This is a genomic window from Mucilaginibacter sp. (assembly GCF_028288225.1).
In the GTDB taxonomy this organism is placed as follows: domain Bacteria; phylum Bacteroidota; class Bacteroidia; order Sphingobacteriales; family Sphingobacteriaceae; genus Mucilaginibacter.
The window spans coordinates 17,466-36,713 of the sequence record NZ_JAQBOC010000024.1 but is presented as its reverse complement, the minus strand read 5'-3'; the positions used below and the strand labels follow the sequence as shown (position 1 = coordinate 36,713).

Annotated in this window: 11 protein-coding genes; 1 reads left to right on the top strand and 10 read right to left on the bottom strand. The window is 40.1% G+C overall.

From position 1 onward, the window contains the following. From JWQ54_RS07600 to JWQ54_RS07575, 6 genes are all read right to left on the bottom strand, one after another. Complete coding sequence (locus JWQ54_RS07600) at window positions 1–3,102, bottom strand: DUF6298 domain-containing protein (RefSeq protein ID WP_299582527.1); 3,102 nt, start codon at window positions 3,100–3,102, stop codon at window positions 1–3. Window positions 3,103–3,175: 73 nt separating this feature from the next. Beyond that, window positions 3,176–4,837 carry a polysaccharide lyase gene (locus JWQ54_RS07595; RefSeq protein WP_299582524.1) on the bottom strand — a complete coding sequence of 554 codons (1,662 nt, stop codon included), beginning with the start codon at window positions 4,835–4,837 and terminating at the stop codon, window positions 3,176–3,178. Between the two features lie 470 nt (window positions 4,838–5,307). Next, window positions 5,308–7,137, bottom strand: a complete 1,830-nt coding sequence (locus JWQ54_RS07590) for a RagB/SusD family nutrient uptake outer membrane protein (RefSeq protein ID WP_299582521.1) — start codon at window positions 7,135–7,137, stop codon at window positions 5,308–5,310. 13 nt (window positions 7,138–7,150) lie between these two features. Beyond that, entirely contained in the window at window positions 7,151–10,390 is a 3,240-nt protein-coding gene (locus JWQ54_RS07585; RefSeq protein WP_299582518.1) for a SusC/RagA family TonB-linked outer membrane protein, read from the bottom strand. Between the two features lie 84 nt (window positions 10,391–10,474). After that, window positions 10,475–11,164 (bottom strand): DUF3826 domain-containing protein, encoded by a 690-nt coding sequence (locus JWQ54_RS07580; RefSeq protein ID WP_299582515.1) that lies wholly within the window; start codon window positions 11,162–11,164, stop codon window positions 10,475–10,477. Window positions 11,165–11,180: 16 nt separating this feature from the next. Beyond that, a complete protein-coding gene (locus JWQ54_RS07575; protein ID WP_299582512.1) occupies window positions 11,181–12,800 on the bottom strand; it encodes a fucose isomerase in 1,620 nt (539 codons plus the stop codon). A gap of 366 nt (window positions 12,801–13,166) precedes the next feature. Between JWQ54_RS07575 and JWQ54_RS07570 the strand changes: the two genes are divergently transcribed. After that, entirely contained in the window at window positions 13,167–14,057 is an 891-nt protein-coding gene (locus tag JWQ54_RS07570; protein ID WP_299582509.1) for an AraC family transcriptional regulator, read from the top strand. Here the strand turns inward: JWQ54_RS07570 and JWQ54_RS07565 are convergent. The 4 genes from JWQ54_RS07565 to JWQ54_RS07550 all read right to left on the bottom strand — a co-directional run bounded on the left by JWQ54_RS07565 (window position 14,048) and on the right by JWQ54_RS07550 (window position 19,247). Further along, entirely contained in the window at window positions 14,048–14,983 is a 936-nt protein-coding gene (locus tag JWQ54_RS07565) for a dihydrodipicolinate synthase family protein (RefSeq protein ID WP_299582507.1), read from the bottom strand. The two genes, JWQ54_RS07570 and JWQ54_RS07565, sit on opposite strands and share 10 nt — an antisense overlap. A 35-nt stretch (window positions 14,984–15,018) precedes the next feature. After that, window positions 15,019–16,584: a sodium:solute symporter gene (locus tag JWQ54_RS07560; protein WP_299582504.1), complete on the bottom strand. Its 1,566-nt coding sequence runs from the start codon at window positions 16,582–16,584 to the stop codon at window positions 15,019–15,021. Window positions 16,585–16,725: 141 nt separating this feature from the next. Next, window positions 16,726–19,131, bottom strand: coding sequence for a beta-galactosidase GalB (galB, locus tag JWQ54_RS07555; protein WP_299582501.1), 2,406 nt, complete (start codon window positions 19,129–19,131; stop codon window positions 16,726–16,728). After that, on the bottom strand, window positions 19,125–19,247 hold the full coding sequence (locus JWQ54_RS07550) for a hypothetical protein (protein ID WP_299582498.1): 123 nt from the start codon (window positions 19,245–19,247) through the stop codon (window positions 19,125–19,127). Before JWQ54_RS07550 ends, galB begins: the two co-directional genes overlap by 7 nt. Between the last annotated feature and the right edge of the window lies 1 nt (window position 19,248).

Genomic DNA, 19,248 nt, shown 5'->3' with positions numbered 1-19,248 from the left:
TCAGATTCTGGTTAACCATAAAATAGAAGGGCCGCTTTTAGGATTCTTTATTTCTGCCCCATTACCGCCTTTTACTTGTTCTTCACCGGGTAAAACCTGTCCTGTTTTAACATCAACCCATTGGACTTTATAAGCGTTATTGGCAAGCATATCCAAACGGATAGCATTATCATCAGCGCAATAAATAATATATCCCTTAGCATTGCCCAACGCCCATTGTTGCTTTGAATTACCTAATAAAGTAACAGGTTTCATATTTGCCGCAGCAGCTAATAAATTTTTATCAGTGCATGCAGGCAATACCGGTAATGAACCACCGGCAATAAATACCGCCCAGCCAAAATGGTCATAACCATCTGCCGAGAACAGGACAGCTTTATCCGGATATTTTACTTTATAATCATGAACAGCATGGTAAACTTCCTCAAATGATACTGCTTTTGGCTTAAATAATCGTTCCTGCTGCCTGGGCGCCAGGCTTTGTCCGCCAAGCGGTGCATAAAGTTTACCATTACCTTCATAATACCAGTAACGAATATCAATTACATTTACAACCGAAGACTTTGAAGGATTGTTCAATATAGCGTCCTGTACATCTTTTGTGGTGCTTAATGCGATAATTTCTTTCTTTTTATGAGCAGCCTCCCATTGTTTGATCGTCTCCAGCCAAAATTGCGCAAAATGAAGTGGTCCTGTATATTCCGCACTGATCGATTGGATCACGCCACTATTATCCGCAAAATTATCCATGCATTTGTTAATATAAGCTACTAGCAGTTTATGCCGTGACGGATCATTTTCCTCATAAAACTGTTCGGCCATGAATTGCCTTTTATCGCCTGCATAATTTACAGGTTCGGGGAAACCACTACCATTAATGTTGTTTGCCGTTCTCCAGGGGAAATCAGCAAAATGTGCGCCGGCTTCAATAATGTTATGCTGGAAAAAGTTATTATGAAAAAGCACTAAACCCTTTTCATCGGCCAGTTCTGCAAATTGCTTTAAACGGCTCCAATACCAGGTATTGTATTTGGTAAGATCATATTTACTTAAGCCATCATAGGCTAACTCTCTTCCACTGCGGGCGAAAGGTAGTTCATAAAATGGCGCCCAAACATCACCATCCATCCGCCGAATACGCTCATGGTCATCACGACGCCTTTCATACCATAAACCATAATTATGTTCTAATACTGCTATATTCTCTTTCAACATCCAGTTGCTTACCTCATCCAGATCGTCTGTTAAACCAGTTCCTGTTTGTCCTGGTACCCACCGGGTAATATCAGGTTTGGCAACTTTTGTGGTATAATCGGGATGAATTGTGCCATTCCACCATGGGGCTTCAAAATGTTTACCGCTTAATATCACATCGCCGCGTACAAGCCAGCCGTTTTTAACCGTCATCTTTGGCGCAGTTCCTGGTACAACCGGCCGCTTGATACTTATGTTGTCAATAGTTTTAGCACGCGATGATGAAATGATAATGGGGTTTCGTGCCGGTGCCTGGTCTATCCAATCACTCATGGTCATTGCCCGCTTCCTTGCAGCAGCCATTAAGACAGCAGCTTCGGCAACCGTAGGGCTGCTTGCAGCTTCTGTAGTAATATATAGTATCTGCGCTTGTTTGCTCACATCTTTATTGAGCCGGTTAGCTAATTGCGCGTAATAAAAGCTGCGTGGGTTCACGGTGCTATTTGATGATTCCCAATAGCCATCGCCACCAAATTGAGCCCAACTGCCATAAGACCAGTTTTGTGCTGTTGGCGGCTGATAACAATCTATGTGAGCGGCGGCACAATTCCAAACCAGGCTGTTTGCCGTGTTCCATCCTGCTCCCTGTTCATCCTGTTCAAGGTTTTTATATCTTAAAGCCTGGGCGTCAATATTTGCTACATCAAACAATATGCCCGAAGCCCAGCTATCAATACTGCCACTAAAACTATAAGGCTGCACTGTTGTACATTGTACAAATGCAGTGGGTCCGGGAGTGCAGTAGCCAGCAGCAAAATCATGATAACCTTTTTCTGAATATAAACGCTGAAAAAGTGTTTGCCCGCCCATAGTGAGGAAAGTATTCCGTCTCTGACCACCTATTTCTGATACTGGTGAAAGTGACTTACAATCCTCCACGGTGATGCGGTTACCTGTATTCAAAACAAATACTGCAGAACCTGCAAAATGTTCAAATACAACCTGACGAACCCATGAATCCGAAACGTTTTCAAGGGTGATAGCTTCCCAGCGATGCGCTTCGTCTTTTGTATTGTTCACATCATAAGCAGATTGCAGACGCAGATTTTCCACGCCGGTTTGTTCTATACGGCCAGGCCATTCATATTTGGCAATGGTTCCTCCGCCGTAGGCAGAATCAAGGGATGTGGTTAATGGAGCATCAATAGTAATTGTATTTCCGTTAACTGCAGTTACTTTACGATCCCAATCAATATCCCGCTCATCTGGTTTCCAGCCTAAAGCTCCTAAACCTCCGCCAAAAGTATTTGTCTTTAGTACATCTATCCAGGCTTGAGTACATGGCCTGTGTATCATTATCCCGTCACCGGCTTTTAAATTGCCTGTTGATACAACATGAAATGTAAAAGCGTTAACAGGTACATAACCATCGGTTATTTTAATTTCTTTTTCTTTATGAAGATCCTTTTTGCCAATGATCTTAACCAGCGTTTCCCTGTCTTTTCCTGCCCCCAATAAAATAGTGCCCTCTTTTCCCATACCGCTGCCACGCAATATTACACCTGAAGCACTGATTTTCAAATTTCCGTAAACTTCATAAACACCTTTATTGAGCAATACAGCCCCTCTTATCCCGTTGGCACCAGCGGGCAAAGAAGCTACATAATCCAATGCCGACTGTATGCGTAAAGTAGCATCACCCGGTTTTACAGGAACGATTATGCTTACCGGAACATTTGGTATAGACGCTTCTGAAGCCATGTAACCACAATAGGAATAATCGGGAATACGATCTCCCTTGCTGGTTATAGCGTAAACTAACTTTCCTGTCTTTTCCGCCTCAACCGGCGATTGTGGTTTAATAACCTTTTTTTTATTTTGAGCAATTAAGGATGTATGTAAACACATACACCCTAACCAACTACAAACTAAAATAAAAAGACTCTTTTTTAATTTAAATGCTGACATTATCGCTCCTGCCCTATTTAATTTGAGCCAATGTTTTTTCGCCATTTTTGGCAACTGTATTTAAATATGCTTCAATATTGGTATAACCGCCTCCATTTTTAGCCGGAAGCGCCGAATCATTTGGGTCTTTTGGATTAAGACCGTGACTTAATTCCCATGCATCAGGCAAACCGTCATTATCAGTATCTTTATAGGGTGCACCTTTATAATCCGGGTAACCGCCTACCTGCCATGGCGCAGTAATAATACCCAGTTTATAGGAATCTTTTGGTAATTTACGCACTTTAAACTGGAAGTCCGTATCCGTTTTCATTTCTTTATACGTGATCTTGCCGGTACGTACCTGCTCAGTTATACGTTTGTCAACAGCATCACGAACGGGAAGCGTTGCACCAGCATTAGCCACATCAAATTTATAAGCATCCATTGCTGACATCATTGTTACGGGAGTCATGGGGAACGGGATATCTGATTTCATATAATCCTTGTACTCACCGGCATCAGGCAATTCTTTTCCTCCAGGGCCCTCAACCTGTATACCGCCTTTCCATGGGTCCTTAGTTATTTCAGGATAGCCTTCCATTATATTACCTACAGCGTATACCCGGCCAAAGAATTTTTCTTTCAGTTTACTCCGGCCAGATTCCGGTTTAAGTATACGATGCCCAACCGGCTCATCTTTAGGAGTTACCGGACCTGGTTTAAAATAATTATTGATAACGTTGTAATTAGTGGTATAGTCGCCCCCATCCATTGAACGGTGGTGCCAATTAAATACTACGTTATTGATAAATGTATAAACACCATTCCAGCCAACTGAGGGATTACGGCCGGTATTATCGGCCCATATATTTCTGATCAATGTACTATTCTCACCACCTGTTGTGCTGCCAAAAGCATGGTTCCAGTAGTCAAGCGCTTCAGAATAAATGCAATTTTGTATGGTGATATTAACGGTTCCCAGCTTTTCTTCTTTTGAACCATCACCGGGATCATACATGTGCCTGTACATAGAAAAATTTTCATCCAGCCCCCAACTTGCGGATACGTGATCAGCTATGATATTACCTACGGGGTTGCCACCTAAGGCATCATCCCGGCGGCCAACATTAGTTTCGCCGCGGCGGAAACGCATATAACGGATAATTACATCATGTGTATTAACCCAAAATGATTCACCCGCAACACAAACACCGTCACCCGGCGCCGTTTGGCCCTCAATAGAAATGTAGGGTGCTCTTACAATAATAGGTGTTTTGATATGTATGATACCTGCTACATTGAATACGATAATACGGGCACCTCCTTTTTCGCAAGCCTCACGTAACGTACCAGGGCCACTGTCAGCCAGGCTGGTTACTACATAAACCTTACCACCCCTGCCACCAAAAGTATATTTACCACCGCCCTCAGCACCTGGAAAAGCCAATATTTTTGCTTGTGGCAAATCTGTAGGCCTTCCGGCCCATGGTACGTAAACCTTACCTCTTCGCATATCTGCCTGCACTATAGGCCATGCTATCTGCCACGCTGAATCTGAATGGGACTGAGCTTGTTTCATCAGGGTTTCACTTTCGGCCTTAACTTTTTCAGGTATCTGGGGATATTGGGCAAACACTGGCTTACCAAAGAAAACAACAGCACCTAAACATAATAGAAGAACTCTTTTTTTCATATCGGATCAATTTAACAATCTGTACTGATAACTATTCTAATAAAGTCTGCCCTTTTAAGTAATTAGATGACAGGAAAACATTTCAAAAAATGCTTCGCAATAATATATCAGCCTTTAGGTATTAGTTGGTTTTTTTTATTTACTATTCAAATATGCAAGCTATAAGATGGAGTTTTATATAGAATATTCGCAAGCTTTTATAGGATATTATCTTATTGAAATCCTACCCTTTTATTGAGCTATTTTGTCGCATTTATGTTACAAAATACACTGAAAAACAATCAATCATCGCTTAAAATATATTTTCTTTCAGCGTTACCAAAAGGTCTCAATACATCAAATTACTTGTTAAAATAATACAAAGATTTTTATATCCATATTATTGTATACTGTTAATAACGATTTTAAAACAGGCACAAAAAAAGGGAAAGTTTTTACACTTTCCCTCGTTCGATTTAAAGTAAAAAATACTAATTAAGCGGATCAAAAGGCCCACCCCAAGTGTTATTTTGTTGTAAATTAGGATTATTTTGCAATGCTGCCGTTGGTATCCCAAAGAAATAATCCGCAGTTTGAATAGCTATTTTATAGGTATCCAGATTTTTAACGTTAACGGTAAATGAACTTGTATATAGATTATCCAAACCAGCAGCAGTTGAAGCCGAAGCATCCCGGGTAGTTAAAATATAATCGGTACTCAGGCCGGTATTTTTAAGAAATATAGATATACCCTGACGCATTTTATTGTTCAGTGTAGTTTCCAGCAATTTTCGTCTTCTTAAATCCCAGTATCGCTTGCCTTCGTAAGCAAATTCTATTTGCCTTTCAAACATAATGGCATTAATCATGGCATCATGTCCCATACCGGCTGTCAGTCCGTATAAACCATTGGTACCAGCCTCAATACCTGCTCTTTTCCTGATGGCGATCAGGTTGGTATAAGCCTCTTGTGATTGACCTAAATTCCCAATCTCAGCCGCCGCCTCCGCCTGGTTCAGCAACACTTCGGCATAACGAATCTCAATCCAATCGGTACCGGAATATGGTAATAAAGTGGTTGAAATGGTTGGATCAACAGCCTTACGTAAATAGAACCCGCTGTTTGTTGATGATGACTCTGTACTTTTGCTCGAAGTACCGGCAGTGTTACTATAGTAATTATAAGTCCACAGCCTGTAGGTTGAGTTTCCTAACAATGGCCATAAACAACCATTATAAGCAATAGTTTGGTAAAAACGAGGATCACGGTTATCAAAGAACAGCAAATCACTGTAAGTATATTTTGATGCACCTGCTGCTTTACCATCAGCCATAGGGAACGCTTTCACTATATCCCAGGTAGGCTGGAATGAACCAGAACCGGTTGCTAAATATTTAGGCATAGCAGAAGCTGTATAGCCATTGTTATTTTGCCCGTTAGAAGTTTGATCGGTATTATACTCAGTTACCAATACCGATTCAGGGTTTCCGCTCTCTGTTGTCCACATAGTATAATCCCATTTGGAATAAAGACCGAAACCATTTTTAGAAAGAATACTGATGGCGTTGGTATTAGCGGTATAAGCGGCTTGCCAGCGGGTTACATCATTATTAGCATTAAACTCAGGACTTGCCCATGTAAGCAGCACACGACCTAAAAAAGCGGCAGCGGCCCCTGATGTTATATGGCCATAATCGGCCGGCTGAGGCCATTTGCCTGGCAAATATTTTATTGCTGTATCTAAATCTGCTACAATTTGAGTAAAAGTTTGGGTGGTAGTGTTACGGGACAATTGCGCCGCTGTTTTTGCGCCGGTACCTACTTCATCAAGTGGAGTTAATACAATCGGTACACCACCATATATTTTAACCAGCTCGAAATATCGATACGCGCGCCAGAATAAGGCTTGTGCTATAAATCTTTTTTTTACCGGAGCATCCAAAGTGCCGGCATTTACATCCCTAATAAAAGAGTTGATACCACGTAATTTTCCATAAGCATTTGTTGCCGCACTGCTGGTACCTATATCGCCTACCGTTTCAATGGTAACTGTACCCTTTACTACCGGATTATCAGAGTAGCATTCTTCAGTCACGTTGTATGGCCCGATGGACCCTATGTAACCACCGCTGTTACCAAACCATCCAGGCTGATTTTGAGAGTAGGTGTAGTCCATACTAAATTTGGTGGTCAACGAGTCATTATAAACTTGTGCTGCTGTACTATTTTGAAGGTCGTTTTTTATAAGAACCTTTTTGCAACTTGAAAACAGAAGAGATGCTGTCAAGGCTGCAGAAATGATGATAAATATCTTTTTCATTTTTGTTTTGATTTTAGATGCCAACATTTATACCAAATGTAATTTGCCTAAGGCTTGGGTAACCAAAAGTTGTACTGGACGGATCGCGGTAATTATCCGGATATGGATTGCTTAAACTTAGCAAATTATTACCCACTACGAATAAACGTGCACTATTGATACCAATTTTACCGGTCCATTTAGATGGTAAGGTATAGCTGAGGTTGGCACTGGTAATATTCCATTGGAACGAACTAACAAACCAGAAATTTGAAGTATAATCCATGTTGTAATCAGCAACGAAATATGGACTAGGATATTTTGCGTTAGTATTTTGGGGCGTCCAGTGATCGGCCCAGAAAACCGGCTTGTTTTGCAATACATCACTTGTTTTAATATCAGTACCAGCAATTGCGCCCTGGCCACCCCAGCTTAAGCCCATCACCACGTTCAAACTAATTCCTTTATAAGCAACACCCCAGTTAAGGCCTAAACCATAGTGATTACTGGCCTTATTGGTAAGATATTTTAGATCTTTATCATCAATTACACCGTCGCCGTTTAAATCCTGGTAGTTTAACATACCAGGTTGTACAGGAAGACCACCAATTTTTACGTTAGCGGCGCCACCTGCGGCGGCTTGTCTTTGGGCAATTACGGCTGCTGCATCAGCAGCTGTTCTGATCATACCGATATATTGGTAACCCAATACGCCTAAATCATCTGACCGGCCGGTTGCATCCCGGAAAGTACCACGTAACCCGGCATCAAGGTCATATCTGATAATCTTGTCATCACTCCAGGTAAAGAACGGATTGAAGTTATAGGAGAAATCCTTACCAATATGATCTCTCCATCCGGCAGAAAGCTCATAGCCAAATGTATTAACTGTTGCGTAATTTTCAGAAGGCAGATTACCTGTTGCCGCACCAATTGTGGCTGGTACAGAAGATGAAATAGCTGTCAGCAAATCGTAACCATGGTTCCAATAATACTCAACTGTACCACTTAAACGGTGATTCAGAAATTCCATATCAATACCATAATCAGTTTTGAAGGTATGATCCCAGGTTATATCAGGGTTGGCTACTACAAGGTTTGGCAGTATACCTAATCCCCTTGGAGCTTCATTAAACACTGCCCCACCACTGCTTCCGGTACCATACTTGTAACTAAGCACATTCTGATATGCTTTGGTATTATCGCTACCAGTTAAACCGGCTGATGCACGGAATTTCAATAAATCAAAAAAGCCTAAATTGTCCTTAATAAACTTTTCGTCAGACGCAATCCAGCCTACTGAACCCGCAGGGAAGTAACCGTAGTTTTTTCCTGCCGTAAAACGACTGCTACCATCTACACGTATACTTAATTGAATCAGGTATTTATTGGCATAAGAATAATTTAAACGGCCAATGTAAGAAAGAAAACCTGACTGACTGATGGCACTTGCCTGGTTAGATGATTGTGCACCGGTAGTAAAGTTCTGGTTATCCTGACCGGTTACAATTACACCATCTGCTTCAGCGGCAACGCCTTCAGAATATAGCTCACGCTGTTCGTAAATACCAATGAAGTTAATGCTATGTTTACCAAAGGTGCGGTTATAGTTTATAGTTGCATCTAATTGATAGCTTGTAGCATAATTTGGCGTTAAACGCACACGGTCGCCATTGGAAATACTTTGTGGAGCGGTAACAGTACCACCAGGAATGTGGTGATTATCGCCTAACCCTGTATATTTATAATAGGTAAATGCTGTACCATATTGTTTATTAAAGGCGTTATTGACGTTATCATTATAAGTAACGCCCACTGACAATCCTTTAATACCCGGGATTTCATAATTGATCTTTGCCAGAATATTCATAATGTAATTGGTACCACCGGTGTAATTGTTTGAATTTTCTATCAAACCAACGTTGGTATTTTCAAGCGAAGTACTGCTGATGTAAACAGGATTTCCGTTAATGAAATATTTTTGCCATGGCTGTGCTTGTACTAGTGAGGTAACGTCATTATCCAGGTTTTCTCCAGCGTATTTGTACCAGAAGCTTCTGGTATAGGCAATATCATCACTTAAAGACAAGCTGGTGGTTAAGCCTTTAGCTGGTTTTGCATCAATACTGGCTCTTAAACCCAATTTATTTGAGTTAACGCCAGAAAAATTTGAATTTTGGTTCACATAGTCGGCACCTACAAAATAGGTCACCTTATCAGAACCGCCGCTTACGTTTATCGCCTCACGCTGTGCCACAGCTGAGTGAAAAAACTGTTTTAAAAAATTCTGGTTATTTCCGGGCTGACTGAAATAGCTTAACTCATCAGGTGTAAACCAATTTGCCAGCCTGCCGCCTGTAACAACGCCATTAAGATAGCCGTTGGGATCATAAAAGTTAGGAACGGTGGCACCTGTGGTAGGATCGATGTGTGTTGCCTGTGCTGCCTGCTCCTGGTAGTAATCATTAGACCAAGTAGCCAATTGCGAACCGCTCATCATTTTAGGTAACTGGCGGGCGCTTTCTGTACTAACAGAAGTGCTGAAGTTTATCTTAGGCGGACCAGACCTACCTCTTTTGGTACGCACAACAACAACGCCGTTAGCGCCCTGAATACCGTAAATAGCAGCTTCAGCATCCTTTAAAACCGAAATGTTTTCTACCAAACTTGGATCAAGCAGGTTGAAATCAGCAGGGGTTCTGATGATATCGTCAATAACATACAAAGGAGTTGTACCTACCGGGCCATCTTTAGCATAGGCTACCGGGTTACGTATGGTAATAGTTGCGGGCTGGCCCGGGCGTTGTGTACCGCCTGATACACTTACACCGGGCATAGTCCCAGCCAATGCATTAGAAAGATTAAGGACTGGATTATCCTCAATCTTTTTTACATCAACAGTGGCAACAGAGCCGGTTAAGGTTAGCTTTTTCTGTGTTCCGTAACCTACTACTACTACCTCGCTAAGTGCATTCTCTGCCGGCACTAATTTAAAATCAGCATTTTTTTCGTCGGGCCGCAACGTTTTCTCCTGGTAATTATAGCCAACGTATTTAACCCCAATAACTACATTTTGCAAATTAGTAACCTTGATAGTATACTTACCATCTACATCGGTTATAGTGCCAGTTTGCCCACCTTTTACCTGAACGCTGGCTCCTGGAATGGTTGTACCTTTCTCATCAGTTACAACACCAGTTACCGTCCTGTTTTGGGCCATAAGAATGCTGCTAAATAACAGCATCATTGAAAATAAAAGGTAAATCTTTCTCATAAAATTCAGAATTAATAATAGTTGGTTTATATAATTGGTTGTTTTAATTAGTACTTCTCATTTACTAATCAAGTGCTGGATCTATCATTTCTGCTGCTTTTGTTCCGCTCTTTCTTTAATACGCTTTTGCCACTCCTCACCAGCTTTTTTCATGTCATATCCTTGTGCTGATAAATAATTGTTTATCCTGCCCTTATATTTTCCGAACCATTCGTGTTTTTCTTTCGATGATCCTGCGTCTATAGCATGTTCCCGTGCTTCAATTAACCAGTTTTTAATTTTTTTCTTTTGCTCATCTGTTAAGTTGGGTAACTCATCCAAATAGCCGTTGTAAGTAACTTCTAATACTTTATAGGTCATTTCATCTTTAACCTTATCTATTTGCTCAGGACTTAACTCTTTACTCAATCGAGAAATATAAGTCTCATGTAGTTGATGGAGTTGCTGAGCTACGTTGGTATCAATTACCGCAATTTCCGCGTTTTCAGCAGCTTTATCTGCACCGGGTTGTTTTTTCGCATTGTTTATTGCGGCAACTTCAGCATCGCGTGTATCATGTATATTGCTTAGTTTGCGGTATTGATTTACCAGGACGTCACGAACTCTTCCATATTTTACAGAATCTTTAATACCAAGCACATCAACTATTTTATCAGCCCGTTTGGTTATTACATTTGTATAGTTCGCTTGCTCTTCCGGGGTTTGTATTTTTTGAGCGTATACAAATAATAAACTGCTCAGTATTAATCCAATTGTTAAAAAAAATTTCTTCATTATAATTGCTATTAATTTAATTCAATAACCAAACATCACCGCAAAAATGTGCCGCTATACCTAATCCGTTCATTGCTGCTGCCTTTATCCTGCATGCCTTATGTGCCGAAGCTTCATCAGGTGTATAAACCACCTGGATATGATTTGCCTGGTGGCGCCCCATCATCTGATCGCGGCTAACGCCTTTTAATACAGCATTCATAATAGGCCACTGAGGCGTTGTAGCCTGCCATCTCCTGTTTGTCTCTTCTTTAGATAACAAAACTGATTCGCCCACGCCTAAATCACACTGCAAGGTATCGTCCTTAATATATATGCGGCTCCAAACCAAATAACCCGGTTTGCTTATACCTTTTAAGCTGCCGCCTCCTAACCTGAAATACATGGCTGGCTGTCTTTCGCTGCTTGCACCTTTATAGCCATCAATTAAATGTGACGCAGGAACTGCACCGGATATAAGGAATGTCCAAACAAAATCATCAATGCCATTACCTTTAAAGTGTTCGCCCCAGCGTAAATCGTGCAGTGTATTATCTCCCGGCATACCTAATTGTTCCCACAATTTATAGGTTACCAGGCCGTCAATCCCCGCACATTCATCAACCTCGTTAAAATGAGGCAATGCCTGGCCAGCATAGAGCTCCCGGCCATCTTCCGCGTATACCGGCGGTCTGTCCTGGTTATTCAATAAACCTTCGGCCAAATCACTGGCGGCTGTTAAATCCTTTAAACCCTGCTGGTATTGAATCCCAATGGCACTACAGCCAAAATCATCGGCGATACGAACAGCGGCTATATACATTTTACATTGGTCAAGCGTTTGCCATTCCGTTAATTCAGTTTCCGGTTCAGTTCCCCAGTTAAACTTCATTCCCTTTTGCAATAACCAGTCTAAAATTAAGCGAGCCTCTGCGTCACTAATTTTCATCATGGCAGCATATAAAGCCGATTGACTTAAACGTTCTTTAAATATCCCTGTGGGATGTAAAAGGTGATCAGGCACTATGGCATTAAACATGCCCATGCAACCTTCGTCAAAAACACCCATAATGGCTTTATGTTGCTTAAAGGCTTCTGCGAATTCAAGTCCTATTTTTAAATCATCAACAGGTATTGCCCCACTATCAAAGCTTTTTACATGCCTTTGATCATATTCAATTTTTCCGGTTGAAAGCCACTCATTTAATCCTTTTTCAAAAAAAGGATCGTCAAAGTTTTCACTCCATAAGGTGCTATACTTTACACCTGCCTTAGTTAATGAACCATTTATGTTAAGCATACCAACCAAACCAGGATGGGTACCGCTCCAGTTTGCAACAGTTAATATCGGGCCCTTATGTGTACTTAACCCGGCTAATACATGATGAGTATATTGCCACATGCTTTCTACAATTATCAAAGGTTGTTGGGGTGCAATGTTTCGGAAAACCTCCATACCCATTTTTTGGGAATCAATAAGACCATGTTTTTTGCATTCATTATAGGGATGCGCACGTTTTACTGTCCATCCTGATTTTTCGACAGATTTGGTAAGTAATTGTTCAACTTTCTGTTGTTCAGGCCAACAAATTTGATTGGCAGCTAAACGCAGATCACCACTTGCAACAAATAAAACTTCTTTTAAATTACCCAACATTTCAGCTATTTCTTATGGTATTATTCTCAAATATGTCGCGTTATTATTCAATTTATTGAAACTGCATTTATTAATTGCCATCTATGCAATTAAATAAATGTTAATTTAACAATTATTTAAGCAGACAGTATGCTGTCAAAACTTAACTTGCAATAAAATATATAATATTAACCGGTTTATATTCTTAGTAGTACAGTAACGGCATCTGGTTCAATGGGCTACTTTAACAAATATCATGTATTAGCTTTTGCTATTATTACATGGATTTATCAACTTATTGTATGATATTACCATAACATTTATTACCTTCAACCACTGTTAATACAGACCAATTATTTCAATCTTACGCTAAAGATTAAGTTATAGATGAAGCCCCATTTTCTTAAGGTTGCTGTAAAACCGCAAAATTCATTCAGTATAAGGCATGATATTTTACCTACTTTCAGAGGAATATGGCATTATCATCCCGAACTGGAGTTGCATTATGTGATAAAAGGCGAAGGGGTGCGTTTTATCGGTGATAATATCAGCAACTTTTCTTCAGGAGAGATCACTTTATTAGGAGAAAAGCTGCCACACTGCTGGCGCTGCAAGGATGAATATTTTCAACCTGATTCCGGACTTAATGTAGAAGTTATTGTAATCCATTTTCTTCCCGATTGTTTGGGCCGTTACTTATTAAATTTACCCGAGGCTTATTTATTGACCAAACTGTTTGAAAAAGCCAAAAGCGGGATGGTTATAAATGGCCATGCAAAAACTGAACTGAAAAGCCTAATGCACAGAGCAGTAAATGCGACCAACCTTGACCGGATAGTTGTATTGCTATCCATACTTAAAGTATTAGCTGAGAATGAAGATTTTGAGACTATTACCTTATCGCATCATGAATTTCATCAATCTAATGAGTCAGATACGATACGCCTCAATAAGGTTTGCTCTTATACATTAACTCACTACAAAAGGGAAATAAGCCTGCAGGAAATAGCAGCCATCGGCAATTTAAGTGTAACTTCATTTTGCCGGTATTTTAAGCTGATGACAAAAAAAACCTATTCGGATTTTTTAACGGAGATCAGAATAAGCCATGCCTGCCGCTTTTTAATTGAAGATAAACTACCGACCGAGGTGCTTTGTTTCGAATGCGGATTTAACAATATTTCGAATTTTTACCGTCATTTTAAAAAGATAACCAATATGACGCCACTGGAGTATAAAAGAAGGTACTTACATGGCCAACCTGCTGATTATAAATAATTTTTAATACCAATATGGTTTTGCAATTGATCATAGTTACTGTATAAGCTTTCAATTTGCTTACGAATGGCAGGGTAAAATACACCAACATTTCTGCGTGTAATGGTTGAAATTTTTAAACCGCGCTTGCTTAACCAATACTTAGCCACTATTGGGTAAACATTATGCATCACATCCATATTATCAATTAAAAAATGTTGTACCTGGTTCACTTCAGTTGCTAACAATGCATCTGCATAATTTTTGCAAAGCCATACAATCAGCTCAGGAAAAAAATTACCCTGTATACATGATAAACCGGCAGCCCCGGCGTGTAATGATTCAACGGCATGACCCATATAGGCATCATATAAACCAAAAGCAGGATTAGCTTCACCTGCTTTTAGTTTTTCCTTTACCTGATTAATATCAAGACAAGTATCCTTATGATAAATTATCCGGCCTGTTGCTACAAAATCAACTAACTGCTGTGGAGACAATAACCTTTTATAAGGTACCGGACACTCGTAGAAACCCAATGGAATATCACCTGTTTTATCCAATAATTCAAAAACCCGGTCATTAAATAAGTTATCCGGTTCATCTTCGTTAGCTAATACACTGGTAATAATAATAACAGCATCAGCACCAGTATCGCTTACCTTTTTAACAAATTCCACCTGCTTGCTAATCGGTCCTCCGAAAGTACCTGTAGCCACCACGGGAACAGCGCCGCCAGCTACCTTGATAACGTGTTTTACAGCTTGCAGTTTCTCCTCATCTTCCAGTTCAAACATTTCACTGGACAAACAATTGGCAAAAAGACCGGCTGATCCGGCCTTTAAATAGATTTCTGTTAATTGTGTTAAGATATCATAATCAATATCACCGTTATTTTTAAATGGCGTTAACATTACCGGAATAAAACCTTTTGCTGATTTTCCCATTATCTTTTTCTTTTTTTATTATCCTTATCAATTACCTACCCAACAGCTTTCGGGATAGTTATTTTAGTAAGTAAAACACCGGTTAAAAAAATTGACAGCGTGCCTACCACGATGATCATATTTATATTTAATGTACTTCTGATTGAGGCATATTGTATAGGAATAAGAGAAGGGACTGTCATCCATATAACAACCAATACGCCTATTACAGTAGCAATAATGGCCTCATGATTACGGGTTTGTCTGCTGATGATACCCATTAAAAATAACCCCAGCATTCCCGTGGCAAATATGCCTGATAGCTGCCACCATACATCAAGCACACTTTTAATACCAATCATCGCTATCCCTGCCAACATGCCTGTTAAGCCAAAAACCAGCGTAGCTATATGTAATATTCGCATGGTTTGCTTTTCATTGACCGATTTTTTGAAATAACGGCTATAAATGTCTGCCGTAAAAACCGTTGCTGAAGAGTTCATTCCTGAACTTATAGTGCTCATTGCCGCCGAAAGTATGGCCGAAACAATTAAACCAACTAAACCAACCGGAATTTTATTAACCATAAAATGAGGCATCACTTTATCACCATAATCTTCAGGTTTTAAGGAGGCTGCAGTTTTAACTATTGTTGCTACTGATGCTCCAGCCCCCGACCGTTCAATCGCTACTTGTTGTTTAATAGTTTCAATAAATTCGGGATGGATAGCGTAGTAAGCATATAGGCAAGATCCTATAATACAAAAAAGCAATGAGGCTGGTATATACATAGCAACACAAATCCAGATTGATCTTTTTGCAGCTGCGGTAGAAGAAGCAGTATGATACCGTTGTACATAGTTTTGATCGACACCGAAATTGTTAAGGTTGATAAAAAAACCATACAAAAATATAACCCAAAAGGTGGGTCGTGTAAAATCCGGTTGAAAGCTTCCAAGGCTGAATTTATGGGCTGCTTTACCCACTTGTACTATTTGGTTTATGCCTCCGGGCATATCGGTGATGATAAGATAGACGATAAGAAAAGCACCAAAGGTTTTAATTACAGCCTGTACCACCTCTGTCCATATCACTGCTTCAATACCCCCTAATACCGTGTATATAATAATGCTTATACCCATCACCAGCATAATAGTTTTCATATCAAACCGGGTAAGAGCCTGCAAGCTAAGCGCGATACCAAAAAATATTGACCCCATCCGGGCAATTTGTGTTAATAAAAAACAAACAACGGCATAAGTACGTGCCCAGGGGCCAAATCGTTTTTCAAAATGAGTATAAGCAGAAATTTCACCGGTATTACGATAAAACGGTACAAAATATTTCGCAGCAAACCACGCGGCAAAAGGCATGGACAGGCTAAACACATACACATTCCAATTGGAACCAAATGTTTTACCGGGTACACCCAGAAAGGTGTTACTACTTAGAAATGTAGCGTAAATAGACATGCCGATAGCCCAGCCTGGTATTTTACCGGAAGCGCTGGTAAACTGCTCGAAACTTTTATTTTTCCGTGAAAAATAAAAGCCAACCAACAGCATGGCCGCAAGGTAAATTAGTATAATCGAAAGATCAAGCGTTGGCAACCGTTTAATCATCTACAAGTTCTTTTAGGCATTTTGGCTTATTTCAGGTATGTATTGCTTATACACAAAGCAAATTTATTGTTTGCAATGCCCGTTTTTATGTAATATTTTTCCTTTGTAGTATAGGATGTTATCTTATTGATGCCAAATTTTCTAATAAACTGAATTTAAATTCAGGGTAGCCGCCCTTAAGCCATTAGCTATAGCTTTTACAGTAATCCTGCCTTTTGTGGTTTTTGATTGTATAATAGCCAAACATAAGCCATGAAAAGCTTTACGATGATGCGCCTTAAACGGCTCCATACTTATCTGCGAGCCATTATCTAGGCCTGCAATTGCTGCCGGGCCATTTATCTGGAAATTAATCAGGTTATCGGCATTAGGAATCAGGTTACCCTCTTTATCCAAAACCCTTACGGTTATAAATGACAGGTCTTTTCCATCTGCCTTAATTTTTTTTCGGTCTGCCGATAATTCAATTTTGGCGGGAAGGCCGGCTGTATTTATTTCTTCTGTCAAAACAGGCCTTCCAGCCTTTCGGGATATAATTTTCAAGGTACCAGGTTCAAATTTAACTTGCCAGCTTACATGCAGGTCATCTCTCTGTTTCGATTTTATACCTAATAATTTACCATTTAAAAACAGTTCCACCTCATCTGCCTGGCTGTAATAAGCCCATACATTAATCGTTTGACCAGATGTCCAGTTCCAATGTGGCAACAAGTGTAAAACAGGCTTGTTTGTCCATTCGCTTTGGTACATATAATAAACATCTTTCGGAAAACCCGCCAAGTCAACTATGCCAAAATATGCGCTTCGTGCAGGCCATGGATACGGAGTTGGCTCGCCTATATAATCAAATCCTGTCCATATAAACAAGCCGGATAAGAAGTCATACTTTTTGATAATCTTCCAGGTCTCTTCATGTGTTGATCCCCAATAAGCCGCTACATTATCATAAGACGTAACCGCTAATTCGGCATTGCCCTGTGTAAATGGCGTTTTCGAACTAACAGGCCAATGACGGGTGGTATCTGTAGGCTGATCATAGAACCCGCGTGTTTCCAATGCAGACATCGTTTCGGAAGCTATAAATTTCTGATTGGGGAAGTTTTTTGGAAAATCGGCATACCGTTCCTGGTGATAATTCAAACCTACCAAATCCAATGTGCCGGATTGATAAATAAAGTTCTTTTGCGGTTCTGATTCACTTAGCGCGGATGTGACCGGCCTGGTAGTGTCTATACTTTTCACGATATGAACCAGCTCATGGGCAATACTTATCCCGGTACTGTCAAACTGCTCTCTGATCTCGTTCCCAATGCTCCACATAAAAACACAGGAATGGTTGCGGTCACGAAGGATTTGATCTGTTAAATCCTGTTTATGCCATTCATTCCAGTTTTCAGAATAATCGTGCTTGCTTTTCTTCTTTTTCCACATATCAAAAGCTTCATCCATTACCATGAAACCCATATGGTCGCATAAGTCCAAAAATTCAGGTGCAGGCGGATTATGGGATGTACGGATGGCATTGCATCCCATAGCTTTCAATATTTCAAGTTGCCGTTCTATCGCCCGTTTATTAACGGCAGCGCCTAAAACTCCTAAATCATGGTGCATACAAACGCCTTTAATTTTCATAGATACGCCATTTAATGAAAATCCTTTCTGCACATCAAATTTGAATGAACGGATACCGGTAAAAGTTTCATAACTATCCAGCACCTCTGTGCCGCGTATTACCTGCAATTTTACTTTATACAAATAAGGATGGTCTGTTGACCATAACTGCGGTTTTTTGATGATTAAACTTTGCTCTGCCGAAGCTGCATTTCTCAAATGCATTATATTACTGGCAACCACTATCTCCCTTGCGTCATAGACAGTAGTTTTCAGAAGCAGATCTTTATCACTTCCCTTTATTGCGGTATTAATATGTATAACTGCCGAATGATTTGTTATTTGAGGAGTAGTAATAAATGTTCCCCATCTGGTAAAATAAATTTTTTTTACAGTCGCCAACCAAACATTCCGGTATATACCTGAACCGCTATACCATCTTGAATTAGGCTGACCTGAATTATCTACTCTTACCGATATTACATTGTGCTGGCCACCAAATTTCAAATAAGGCGTAAGATCATAACTAAAGGAAATATAACCATTTGGCCTTTTACCTAAATAATGACCGTTTATCCAAACTTCGCTGTTCCGGTAAACGCCATCAAAATCTATAAAAATGTTTTTATTTCTTGAGGATAAGGCCAGTTTAAAGGTTTTACGATACCAGCCAATACCTGCAGGTAAGCCTCCTTCGCTTTGTGTAGTTGGATTTTTTTCATTGAAAGCACCCTCAATGCTCCAGTCGTGAGGTAAATTCAATGTTCGCCATTTACTATCAGTATATAGGTTATACTTTGCAAGACTATCATCGCCCAGCATAAATTTCCAGCTATTATCGAAGCTTTCCGTTCTTGGGATATTTTGTGCAGATACTGCAAGGCAAATACATAACAGAATAGTTATGCAAAAATAAAACGACCGCGATTTTAGCATACCAGTACCATTTGCATGTTTAATAATTGTCCCAACCTGGTGATCTTTGAAGCAATATACCTACAAGCTTCCAGGTCAACACCGAACAAGCCTATTTTTAGTCGCTGTGATTGCATA

Coding starts and splice junctions, on each gene's coding strand:
- JWQ54_RS07600 (WP_299582527.1), bottom strand. CDS start 3,102: ATGTGTTTACATACATCCTTAATTGCTCAAAATAAAAAAAAGGTTATT.
- JWQ54_RS07580 (WP_299582515.1), bottom strand. CDS start 11,164: ATGAAGAAATTTTTTTTAACAATTGGATTAATACTGAGCAGTTTATTA.
- JWQ54_RS07590 (WP_299582521.1), bottom strand. CDS start 7,137: ATGAAAAAGATATTTATCATCATTTCTGCAGCCTTGACAGCATCTCTT.
- JWQ54_RS07595 (WP_299582524.1), bottom strand. CDS start 4,837: ATGAAAAAAAGAGTTCTTCTATTATGTTTAGGTGCTGTTGTTTTCTTT.
- JWQ54_RS07585 (WP_299582518.1), bottom strand. CDS start 10,390: ATGAGAAAGATTTACCTTTTATTTTCAATGATGCTGTTATTTAGCAGC.
- JWQ54_RS07550 (WP_299582498.1), bottom strand. CDS start 19,247: ATGCAATCACAGCGACTAAAAATAGGCTTGTTCGGTGTTGACCTGGAA.
- JWQ54_RS07560 (WP_299582504.1), bottom strand. CDS start 16,584: ATGATTAAACGGTTGCCAACGCTTGATCTTTCGATTATACTAATTTAC.
- JWQ54_RS07570 (WP_299582509.1), top strand. CDS start 13,167: ATGAAGCCCCATTTTCTTAAGGTTGCTGTAAAACCGCAAAATTCATTC.
- JWQ54_RS07565 (WP_299582507.1), bottom strand. CDS start 14,983: ATGGGAAAATCAGCAAAAGGTTTTATTCCGGTAATGTTAACGCCATTT.
- JWQ54_RS07575 (WP_299582512.1), bottom strand. CDS start 12,800: ATGTTGGGTAATTTAAAAGAAGTTTTATTTGTTGCAAGTGGTGATCTG.
- galB (WP_299582501.1), bottom strand. CDS start 19,131: ATGCTAAAATCGCGGTCGTTTTATTTTTGCATAACTATTCTGTTATGT.